Source organism: Candidatus Thermoplasmatota archaeon (assembly GCA_035541015.1).
In the GTDB taxonomy this organism is placed as follows: domain Archaea; phylum Thermoplasmatota; class SW-10-69-26; order JACQPN01; family JAIVGT01; genus DATLFM01.
This window is the reverse complement of the sequence record DATLFM010000111.1, coordinates 1-10,783: the sequence shown is the minus strand read 5'-3', so window position 1 is coordinate 10,783 and position 10,783 is coordinate 1. Positions and strand designations below refer to the sequence as shown.

Genomic DNA, 10,783 nt, shown 5'->3' with positions numbered 1-10,783 from the left:
TCTTGACCTCGCGCGCGATGCGGCGTCCCGTGCTCATGGGCTCCCGCCAGAGCGCGTTTCCGTACGGGTGGCCGACGTTCATGTGGATGTTCGTGCCGCCGCCCACGCGCGGGGCCACGTCGTAGATGTAGAAGTTCATGTCCTTGTCCACGCACGTCTGCAGGCAGAAGGGGCCGATGACGCCGGGCGCGTAATGCCGCCGCGCGGCCTCCACGAACTTCTCGGCCATGTCGAACGCCTTGTACAGGAGCGACTCGCGCAGGGTCGCGCTGTTGTGCCCCACGACCGTCATCTCGGGGATCTCCTGGGGCGTGCCCACGAGGCCCATCTGCTGGGGCGCGGGCAGGCGCACGTGGCCGTCGAGGCTCGACTCGAAACGCCAGTCGATTCCGAGCAGCTCGATGGGCTCGCGATCCGTGTGCGCGGCAAGCGGGCTGCGGAAGAAATCGAGGTTGAACACGGGGCCCACGATGTATCGCTCGATGCGGGCCTTGGCAAGCGCCTCCTTCGTGATCACGCCTTGGGAGAGAAGCGCCTTCGACTTTCGCTTGTACTCCTCGTGGCTTGCGGCCGTGAAGAATCCGCGCTCGAGCTTTTTCTCCGCATGGTGGAGCTTCACGATGACCAGGCGATCGATGTCCTCGGGCGAGGCGACGGGCTCGGGGAAAGGAAGCCCGGCCTTCTCGAGGAGGGCGTAGTAGTCGTCCTCCTCGCCGCGATCCTCGACGCGCAGCATGGCGCGGTTTCCGAACAGGGGCACGGAGAAATCGCGCTCGACCGCCTGCACGCTGCAGTAGCTTGTGAGACTGCGGTTGGGCACGAAGACGGCGTTCTGCGCGAGGAGGCGCTTCTGCACCTTCGCGGAGAGGACGTCGGCGAACTTCTCCAGGACAAGCGTATCGTCGACGCAGCCGCGCAAGCGCCGGCCCCGCGCGTCCCGCTCGGTGGCAAGGAAGCGCGTGTAAGGCGTTTCGCGGCCGCGCTGGCAGACCGCGAGACTCCGCAGACCCTCGTCGGCGGCGCCGTCGCAGACGTCGATGGCGCTGTGGCTTGCGATCACGGCAAGCGTGAGGGCGTCCGTGTCGTAGTTGCGCGCGGTTCGCGCGACCGCCTCGCGCGTGACGCCGGCAGGCATGGGGCACCGAGCGGCGGCGGACTATTTACGGGTTGCTGACGAGAAGGGGCGTCGGCGTGAAGCACAGCGCCAGGAGCGCGAGGCCCACGAGCCCCAGGTAGACGCGCCGCGGGTCGAGCCCCGTCACGGCGTCGAGCGTGTCCGAGTGCCGGACGCCGAGGATGGCGATGAGGAGGGCAAAGAAGATCCAGCCCGAGAATCCCGGAAGGCCGGGGAAGAGGCCAAAGGCGGGGATGCCAAGTCCGAGAATCACGAGCAGGACGACGGCGCCGTAGCTTGCGTACTTCGCCTTGTCCCCAAGCAGCGCGTGCGCGACGTGGCCACCGTCGAGCTGGCCGGCGGGAAGAAGGTTGATGCCCGTGACAAAGAGGCCGACCCAACCCGCAAACGCGGTCGGGTGGATGACCTGGTTCTCCGAGAAAGGGAACGGAAAGGCGAACAGGAGATAGGCAAGCGGCGTGCCCAGGGAGCCGTGCCCGGTCGTAGGCGGAAGCTCCAGCGGGCGCATCGTCATGAGGACGAAGCCCAAAAGAAGCACCGGGATCGTGGCGAGGAAGCCCGCCAGGGGTCCGGCAAGCCCGATGTCGAGGAGCACGCGGCGGTTTGGGATGGGCTCGCGGATGCTGATGAACGCGCCCATGGTTCCGATGCCAAGCGCGAAGAACGGAGGGAGCGGGATGAAGAACGGAAGGCTTGCGGCGACCCCGTGGCGCCGCGCCACGACGTAGTGGCCAAGCTCGTGGACGCCCAGGATGAAGAGAAGGGGGAGCGAGAACAGCACGAAGCCCCAGAGGACGTTTGTGGGGGACCAAAGGACCGAGAGTTGCGTCAGAAAATCGACGCCCCCCAGGACCGAAACGAGATCGGGGTTCTCGTAGTAGAAGTAGGCCATGGCCCCGCCCAGCGTCGTCGTGACGACGGTGAGCACGATGAGGAAGGCGTTTGTCGCCTCGCCCACGTGCTCGCGCGGCGGAGCCGGCACGACGTGGATCTGGTGCTCGCCGCCCTCGTAGCGGATCATCGCGTAGTAACCGCGGTCCTTGAGCTGCCGCCGCAGCGACTCGAAACGCTCGGCCAGCGTGGCGCGGTCGACCGTGACGTAGAAGAGCGCGGCGCCCGCCTCGTAGCGCGCGTCGTAGACCGGGAAGACCGTGCTCACGAACGGCCGCAGGTCCTCGGGACGCTCCTCCATGCGGCGGCCAGAGCGGGCGAGGACCTTAAGCCTACCGCGCGGAACGCCGCGGCAGGCGCGCGGCGATGGCACCGGCGTGGCCGGAGAGACCTTCGAGCGTCGCCAGGCGCTCGCCGATGGGCCCCACGCGCGCGAGGCCCCGGGCCGTCGCCTCCTGCCATTGCACGAAGCGCACGAAGTCGAGGACCGAGAGGCCCGAGGCGTGCCGCGCCGCGCCGGAGGTTGGAAGCACGTGGTTCGTCCCGGCGCAGTAGTCGCCCAAGGCCACCGGCGAATGGGGGCCCAAGAAAACGCTGCCGGCGCTGCGCACCGTCGCCAAGGCGGCCCGCGGGTCGCGGACGAGGAGGACGAGGTGCTCGGGCGCGTACTCGTTGGCAAACGCGAGCGCCTCGTCGACGTTCTTCACCGAAAGAAGCGCGCCGTTTCGAGCGAGCGCGGCCTTGATGGTCTCCGCGCGCGGTAGGGTCGGGACGATGTGCGAGAGCTCCGCCTCGACGGCGGCACGCAGGGGCTCGCCCGTGGCGACAAGCACGCAGGCCGCGTCCGGGGCGTGCTCGGCCTGCGCCGCAAGCTCCCACGCCGCAAGCGTGGCGTGCTGGGGATCGTCCACCACGACGAGCACCTCGCTTGGCCCGGCGATGCCGTCGATGCCCACCTCGCCGCGAACGAGCTGCTTTGCCGCCTGCACGTAGACGCTGCCGGGGCCCACGATCTTGCGCACGGGCCGGATGGTCTTGGTTCCGACGGCCATGGCGAAGACCGCTTGCGCCCCGCCCACGCGAAAGATCTCGTCGACCCCGGCGATCTCGGCGGCGGAAAGGAGCGCCGGCGACAACGAGCCGTCGCGGGCGGGGGGAGTGCAAACGACAAGCTCCCGCACGCCGGCCACCTTGGCGGGAATGGCGGCCATGAGAAGCGTGGACGGGTAGGCGGCGCGGCCGCCGGGAACGTAGATGCCGATCCGATCGAGGGGAACGGGCTTCCAGCCCAGGCGAACGTCCTCGAGCGTCGTCTCGAAGCCCGCGGGGACCTGCTTCTCGTGGTAGGCGCGGATGCGCTCGGCGGCCATCTCAAGCGCCTCGCGATCGGCCCGCGGAAGCTCGGCGGCGACCTTTCGCCGCTCCCAGTCCTCCACGCGGAGCCGGTCCAGGCGCGCGCCGTCGAACTTCTCCGTCAGGCGCACGAGGGCCTCGTCGCCGTTGTCGCGTACATCAAACCAGATCGGAAGCACGTCCACGCGCGCTGCGGCAAGCTCGCTGCGGCCTCGCTCCACGAGCGCCCGGCGTCGCTCGCCCGGGATGAGGGAGAGGGGCCCCGCGTACACGAAGGGCTCGCGCGCCGACATGGTGCCTCAGTTGTGGTCGGGACGGTTCGAGTAGAGGGGAGACACGAGGTCCTTGCCCAGGCGCGAGTGGACCTCGCCGTCGGGCACGACGCGGATCGTCACCGCCGCGCGGGAGCGGATGGTGCGGGCCTCCGACGGCTTGGCGAGCACGGAAACGGTGATCTCGCCCGCTTCGGCCTCGATGGGGGGGCGAACGGCGAGCCAAAGGGAGACGGCCTGGCCGGGGTCGAGCGGGATCGTGGCAAGGCTCGTGGCCGCCGTCCAGCCCGCCGGGACGGAGTCCGCATACAGCTTGGCCACGCGCGGCCGCGTCGAGGCGTTGCGCACCTCGATGGGAACGAAGGCGTCGTAGCCGGGCCGCGCCTCCTTCTCGCCGATGGGCGAGGCGACCTCGATGCCCGTCTCCCGGCGGCGCACGTACCACGCGAGAAGACCCGCAAGCGCGACCAAGACAAGCGCGCCCGCAAGCGCGTAGGCCCACGTATAGTCGGGCGGCGGAGGCGGAGGCGGCGGTGGCGCCGGCGCCGGCGTCATGGCAAGCTCAAACGTGGCCGACGACGTGGAGGCCGGCCCCGTCGGGTTCGGGAGCGTGGCCGTCACGACAAGCGACAGCGGGGCGGCCTCCGTGGGACGCTCCGCGGGCGCTTGGACCGTCAGCACGGCCGTCTGCGTTCCGCCCGCGGGAACGGTGACGGGATTCACGCGCGCGGTCCAGCCCGGGGGCACGCCCGTCACCGTAAGCGTGACGGGACCCTGGGTCGGCGAATTGGGCACAGCCGGCTGGCTCGTGACGGTGAGCGTGGCCGACTCGCTGGCGGCGGGGTCAAGGCGGAAGCCCGACGTGTCCGCGGACACCTGCACGGTGCCCTGCGTCTGCGCCGAGGCGAGCCCGACCGCAAGGCTGAGAAGGAGAAAGGCGGCGATCGCCACGCACGACCGCCGCAACGCCGGGGAACCCATGGGGCAACCCGGATTTACCGCTTCAGAAGCTCGGGGCGGCCGATGCGCTCCTTGATGAGCTCCATCTGCAGGGCCTTCACGACCTCGATGTCCGCGCGAAGGGACGCGAACGTCTGGTCGATGTGCGTGAAGCGCTTGTCGAGGATCTTCGTGAGCTCGTCGCGCAGGTCGGAGACCTCGCGCTGCGTGCGCTCGTTCGTGGCGTCGAAGTTGTGGCCCACCGACTCCCACGTCTTGTCGAACTTCTGGGCGACCGTCTCCCAGGTCTTCTCGAAGCTCTTGTTGACCTCGGAGCGGAAGTTGTCCACGGCGCTGTTCAAGGCGCCCTCGGCCTGCTCGACGCGGCGCGTGAGCGAGTCCGTCCGGCCCTGGACGTCGCGGTGGAAGGTCTCGACGGTCTCCACGATGTCGCCGTGCGACGTGTCGATCGCGGTGAGCGCCGTGTGCAGGATCCAGTCGTCGTGTCCGCGCGCCTCGTGGACGATGCTCTGCTCGATCTTGCGGCGGTGCTGGTCGTTGTGCGTCACTTCGCGGAGCTCCGCAAGCGCCGCTTCGTAGACCGTCGTTCCATTTCCGTGGGTTTTCGACATGAAAATGCCTCGCGGCTCGACCAACGCAATGCCCCTATTTCACGCTTTGGGGGGAAGACTAGGGGAAATGCCCGAGGTTCCATACGAATCCGGCAGGACCGGATCAAAGAACGTCGAATCCGTCGAGGCCCACCGACGTCGCCTACCGCGGAAACCTGGATGGACGAGCCCCAACATCGCGCGCGTGCGCGCAAAGCGTCTTTGGCTCGCTTGCCATCCAGGCGTCGTACTTCCGGTTCGAGGCGGGCGAGCAGCGCTCCCCATAGTGGCCCCGCGCTCGGCCGCCGACCCTGCTGATCAAGAGAAAAGCCGCCTCAGGGATTCGAACCCTGGACCTGCTGATTACGAATCAGCTGCTCCACCGGCTGAGCTAAGGCGGCAAGCCTGCGGTCGGCAACGCGTCGATCATTTAAGACTTTGCGGCTGCCAATCAGCTGCTTCCGAGCCCGGAGCAAAGGCGACGTGCGAAGACGCAGCGGAATCCGAGCGAGGCGAGGATTCCGCGGGCGCCACCGGCTGAGCCAAGGCGGCAGGCCTGCGGCCGGCAATGCGTCGATCGATCAAGACTTTGCGGCTGGAAGCGGCCGGTGGCGGTTTCCGCTCAGACGAGAAGGCCAAGCTTCGAGTCCCGAAGGATGGATCCTGTCGGCGCGCCCGCCGATTGCCGCTCCGGCACGTCGCGGCGAGCCCGTTCCGCGATGGTCGCGACGCATTCCGGGCAGACGTGGTACGTGGCGCCCACGGCGCTCACCGGAACGCCCGCCTCCACGCGGGCGACCGTGCCGGTCACCACGCGCTCGCAATGGGCACACCGCGCCTCGCCTTCGACCTCGATTGCGCCGACGGTCCGCACGCGGACCTTGGAGCCCGCGCCCGCAAAGTGGCGGTCGAACCGCTCACGGAGCAACGTCAGGTCGTCGCCCGCAATCACGGCGGAGGAAACCCAAGTACCTGATTTAAGCGGCTGCAACGAAGGCGCGGACGGACGCCCGCGCGCGCTTTGGACGGCTACCCGCCGATGGCGCTCGATGTATACGTACGTATACATGTGTATGCATGGGTCCGTCGCCGCACGGAAAGCCTATCGACCCCCCGGCGATTGCCGCCTCCCATGGCCACCCGCCGCCGCACGAAGATCGTCGCCACGCTTGGTCCCGCGTGCAGCGATCCGGGCGTGCTGAAGCGCATGATCGAGGCGGGCATGGACTGCGCGCGCGTGAACTTCAGCCACGGCACGCTTGCCGACCACCGGCGGGCGATCGAGGCGGCCCGCGCGGCCGCCGACGCGGTGGGCAAGCCCGTTGCCATCATCCAGGACATCCAGGGCCCGAAGATCCGCGTGGGCGAGCTTCCGCACGGGCGCACGTTCCTGCGCGAGGGCGAGGAGGTGAGCCTCTCGCCGCACGGGGGCTCGTCGTCGATCCCGGTCGACTACGAGGGCTTCGCGCGGGACGTGGCCCCCGGCGCGCGCATCCTCCTCGACGACGGCCTGCTCGAGCTTTTGGCGCTGCGCGTGGAGGACGACCGCGTGGTCGCCCGCGTGGTGCACGGGGGGGAGCTGAAGAGCCACAAGGGCGTGAACCTGCCCGGCACGACGATCCGGCTGCCGTCGGTCACGGCAAAGGACCGCGCCGACGTGCAGGCGGGCGCGCGCCTCGATGTGGACTACGTGGCGGCAAGCTTCGTCCGAAGTCCGCAGGACATCGCGGACGTGCGGTCGCTTCTCATGCGAGAGGAGCTTCCCATCCGCGTGATCGCGAAGATCGAGACGCAGGAGGCGCTCGACAACCTCGAGCCCATCCTGCGCGCCTCCGACGGCGCGCTCGTGGCGCGCGGAGATCTCGGGGTGGAGCTTCCGCCGGAGCGCGTTCCGGTGGCGCAGAAGGAGATCGTCGCGTGCGCGAACCTCCTTGGCGCGCCGGTCGTCACGGCCACGCAGATGCTGGAGAGCATGATCGAGCGTCCGCGGCCCACGCGCGCGGAGGCGAGCGACGTGGCCAACGCGATCTTCGACGGGACGGACGCGGTGATGCTCTCGGGCGAGACGGCCGTGGGCAAGCATCCGGTCGAGACGGTGGCGACCATGAGCCGGATCGTCGAGAGCGCGGAGGCGGCCGCCGCGCGCTACCACGCGCCGCGGCCCGACCCCCCGCGCATCAGCGTCGCCGATGCGATCGCGCACGCGACGGTGTTCGCGGCGCGGGACGTGCAGGCGAAGGCGATCGTGTGCCTCACCAACAGCGGCACGACGGCGCGTCTTGTCGCCAAGCACCGGCCGCATGCGCCCATCCTCGCCGTGACGCCGCTTGCGCGCACGCTTCGGCAATTGTCGCTCGTGTGGGGCGTCGTTCCGCTTCCCGTCGCGCGCACCCACACGGAGGAGGAGCTCCTCGAAAAGGCGGCCGGCGTGGCCAAAACGACGGGCCTCGTGGGCAAGGGCGACGTCGTCGTCGTGACCTCCGGACGCCTGGGCGTGACGGCCACGACAAGCCACCTTCGCGTGGCCATCGTGGAGTAGCATGATCGATCTCGACGGAAACGAAGGCGGCGGACAGATCCTGCGCTCGGCGCTTGCGCTTTCGGCCGTCACGGGAACGCCGTTTCGCGTCGACGGCATCCGCGCGCGCCGGCCCAACCCGGGTCTGGCGGCCCAGCATCTCGCTGTGGTGCGAGCGTTTTCCCGCGCGTTCTCGGCCGAGGTGGAGGGCGACGAGCTGGGCTCGCAGCGGCTCTCGTTCCGGCCGGGCCGGCCCGTGGGCGGCGAGCTTGCGGTCACGATCCCCACGGCCGGCTCCCTCACGCTTGCCGCGCAGGCGCTCCTTCCGGCGCTTGCGCTCTCCGGCGCGTTCTGGGACGTTCACCTCACGGGCGGCACCGACGCGCGCTTTGCTCCCACCTGGGATGCGTTCTCCCGCGCGCACGTGACGCTGCTCGTGCGCCACGGCCTTCGCGCGCGGGCGCTCCTGCGGCGCCGCGGCTACTACCCTCGGGGCGGCGGCGCCGCGCGAATCGAGGTGCAGCCCTCCGCGCTCTCGCCCCTTCGCCTGGAGGCGCCTGCGCGGTGGGCGATCTCGGGGCGCGTGGCAAGCTCGCAGCTTCCCGACGAGATCGGCCGGCGGCTTCGCGACGCAAGCGTGCGCGAGCTTGGCCCGGGCGCCGACGTGACCGTGGCTGGCTACCCGGCGCTCGACCCGGGCATTTCGCTTGCGCTCTTTGCCGAAGGGCCTCTGGCGATCCTTTGCTCAGACGCGCTCGGCGAGAAGGGCGTGCCGTCCGAGAGCGTCGCCAAAGCGTGCGCGGAGCCTCTCCTGGCCGACGTTGCGGCGGGCGCAAGCGTCGATCTCCACGCAAGCGACCAGCTCCTCGTCTGGATCGCGCTGTGCGGCGGATCGTACCGGGCGCGGGCGCTCACGGAGCACGCGAGCACGAATGCGCGGGTGGTCGAGGCGTTCCTCGGGCCGCGCGTCACGATCGCTCGGGACGGCGGTCTCGTCACGTTCGCGGCGCCTTCTCCACGGTGAGAAGGCGCGCGCCGCCCTCGTCGATCTCGCAGGGCAGCGGCTCGCCGAATTCGCGCAGGACGTCGGCGAGAAGCTCGGTGTCCTCGCCGTAGGCGACGACGGAGGTGCCAAGCATGGCCTGCAGCGCAAGCCCGCCGGTCGACTCCACGGCGGAGAGGACGCGCTCGATGGAGGGCGTCGTGAAGCCACAGTCGCGCGCGAATTGGCGCGAGACGCGGAAGAGGTTCGGAAGCGTGGGTTGGGCGCGGAAGGCTTCCACGCACCGCGACCCGACGGCCGCAACGCGCGAGCGGGCGGCGGGGTCCGAGAGGACGGACGGCGTGGGGATGCCTTCTCCCATGGGAAGCGCGAGGAGTCGCGCGTCGGCCACGACGCGGTCCACCGCGCCAAAAGGCGGCAACCCCGGCGCGCGCCGGAAGGCGACGCCGCCGTGCAAGGCCGCCGCCACGTCGCCAAGGCCGGAGCGGTTGGCAAGCTCCGCCTGGTGCGCGGCGCGCGCGGCGGCGTAGCGGTCCTGGCCCAATTGCTTGGCAAGCGCAAGCGCGGCCGACAGTGCGCCGGCCGCCGACATGCCAAAGCCCTGGCCGACCGGAAAGGCGAGCTCCGTGCGGACCGTCACGGCAAGGCGCGATCGGCCAAGCAGGGCGCGCAGGGCGTACGAGGTGACAGGCGCCGGGTCGGGTTCCCCATTCACGAACACGGCAAGCTTGGGCGCGGGGGCGGTCTCCACGGTCACGTGGCTTACGGCCCCCGTGGCCAGGCAGACGCCCGCGCCGCGCGATCCGCGACGCAACGCGTCCGGATTCTCGTCGTGGATTTCGAAGAATCCGGACACGTGCGCGGGCGCGAAGGCCGCCGTGGGGCGGAAGCTTGCGCTCACCGCCACGCCTCCGCCGCATCGAGAAGCTCGCGCGCGACGCGCTCGGGCGGGCCGCAAGACCGGACCCTGCGGGCGCCCGAGGCGACCTCGGCTTCCACCTCGTCGCCGGCGTGCGCCGAGCGCAGCGACCACACGCGCCTTGCAGGGGGCCGCGCCGGCGGCGGTCGCGCGTGAAGCCGCAGTCGCACGTCTTCGCGTCCGGAGGCGACCTTTCCCGGAACGGGCGCCGGCGCCAGGGACGGGCGATTGGTCTCCACGATCGCAAGGTCGGAGCGCTCGGGCGCATCCGGAGGCAGCACGATGGCGCCCCGGCGCAGAAGTTCGCGGCGCAAGGCACCCGCAAGCGCCGGGGAAGCCGTCGACGCCACGGCGCGGATCGCGTCCCACGGAACGCTCGCGGGGCCCGCATCGAGGAGCACGCGTCGCCCGGCGAGCGGGCCTCGGGCAAGCGCCCCTTCCACGCGGTCGGCCGCATCGACGGGGTCGCCGTCGAACGGGAGAATCGGGACGGACAGGGCCAAGGCGACGGAAACGGGATTGTCGCGGACGCCAAGGGAAGCCTTGCGACGCGTCGTGGGAAGGGTCGCGACGGCGACGACGGCCTCGGGAGGCGCCGTGGCGCGCGCGTTGGGGGGCGCGCCGGCGGCGTACTCGAGCGCGTCGGGGTGCACGTGCTCCAAGGCGGCCGGGGTTGCGAGCACCGACATGGAGGCGCCGCGTCGGAGAAGCTCCCGCACGACGCGCACGGAGAGCGCCGCGTGAGGGCCCGCGTCCACGGCCACGGCCACGTGCCGGCCCGAAAGGGGCGCGCGAGGAAGGGCGACGGGAACGCGCGTGGAAGGCATACGGTTTAGGGAATCCTGCGACCTGCACAAGTACGTGTCGCAGGTCGAGATCGCCGTCGTCATCGGCGCAGCGTTCGTGCCGGCGCTGGCGCTCCTGCTCCTCATCCAGCAGGCCGAGCGGCGCGGCCACCGCGAGGGTCTGGGCATGCTTGGCGCGACGTTCCTGTACGGTGCCGTTTTTGCCGTCGTCTTCGCGCTCGTGCTCAACCCGCTTGCGACCGGCGTCCTTTCTCGCTTCCTTCCCGCGCTCGACGCGCGCTTTGTCGCCATCGTGGTCGCGGCCCCGCTTGTCGAGGAAGCCGTGAAGGCCTACGG

11 protein-coding genes and 1 tRNA gene are annotated in these 10,783 nt (G+C 70.4%); 3 read left to right on the top strand and 9 right to left on the bottom strand.

All coding sequences use genetic code 11. From position 1 onward, the window contains the following. The 7 genes from VM681_11065 to VM681_11035 all read right to left on the bottom strand — a co-directional run. The coding region (locus VM681_11065; protein HVL88525.1) for a formate--phosphoribosylaminoimidazolecarboxamide ligase family protein at positions 1–1,135 on the bottom strand (1,135 nt) is incomplete at its 3' end. Positions 1,136–1,160: 25 nt separating this feature from the next. After that, complete coding sequence (locus VM681_11060; protein HVL88524.1) at positions 1,161–2,327, bottom strand: site-2 protease family protein; 1,167 nt, start codon at positions 2,325–2,327, stop codon at positions 1,161–1,163. A gap of 31 nt (positions 2,328–2,358) precedes the next feature. Continuing rightward, positions 2,359–3,672, bottom strand: a complete 1,314-nt coding sequence (gene hisD / locus VM681_11055; GenBank protein ID HVL88523.1) for a histidinol dehydrogenase — start codon at positions 3,670–3,672, stop codon at positions 2,359–2,361. A 6-nt stretch (positions 3,673–3,678) separates the two neighbouring features. Further along, entirely contained in the window at positions 3,679–4,602 is a 924-nt protein-coding gene (locus tag VM681_11050; GenBank protein ID HVL88522.1) for a hypothetical protein, read from the bottom strand. A gap of 44 nt (positions 4,603–4,646) precedes the next feature. Beyond that, positions 4,647–5,222: a hypothetical protein gene (locus tag VM681_11045; GenBank protein HVL88521.1), complete on the bottom strand. Its 576-nt coding sequence runs from the start codon at positions 5,220–5,222 to the stop codon at positions 4,647–4,649. Positions 5,223–5,529: 307 nt separating this feature from the next. Then, positions 5,530–5,602 (bottom strand) — tRNA-Thr (locus VM681_11040). Between the two features lie 221 nt (positions 5,603–5,823). Then, complete coding sequence (locus VM681_11035) at positions 5,824–6,153, bottom strand: hypothetical protein (protein HVL88520.1); 330 nt, start codon at positions 6,151–6,153, stop codon at positions 5,824–5,826. Between the two features lie 180 nt (positions 6,154–6,333). On the opposite strand from VM681_11035, the gene pyk reads away from it, so the two are divergent. Continuing rightward, positions 6,334–7,740, top strand: a complete 1,407-nt coding sequence (gene pyk, locus VM681_11030; protein ID HVL88519.1) for a pyruvate kinase — start codon at positions 6,334–6,336, stop codon at positions 7,738–7,740. Position 7,741: 1 nt separating this feature from the next. Beyond that, positions 7,742–8,743 (top strand): RNA 3'-terminal phosphate cyclase, encoded by a 1,002-nt coding sequence (gene rtcA, locus VM681_11025; protein ID HVL88518.1) that lies wholly within the window; start codon positions 7,742–7,744, stop codon positions 8,741–8,743. Here rtcA and VM681_11020 read toward each other — a convergent pair. Continuing rightward, entirely contained in the window at positions 8,715–9,623 is a 909-nt protein-coding gene (locus VM681_11020) for a hypothetical protein (protein HVL88517.1), read from the bottom strand. The two genes, rtcA and VM681_11020, sit on opposite strands and share 29 nt — an antisense overlap. Continuing rightward, entirely contained in the window at positions 9,620–10,468 is an 849-nt protein-coding gene (locus VM681_11015) for a hypothetical protein (GenBank protein HVL88516.1), read from the bottom strand. Before VM681_11015 ends, VM681_11020 begins: the two co-directional genes overlap by 4 nt. A gap of 34 nt (positions 10,469–10,502) precedes the next feature. Here VM681_11015 and VM681_11010 point away from each other — a divergent pair. Then, the coding region (locus tag VM681_11010) for a PrsW family glutamic-type intramembrane protease (protein ID HVL88515.1) at positions 10,503–10,783 on the top strand (281 nt) is incomplete at its 3' end.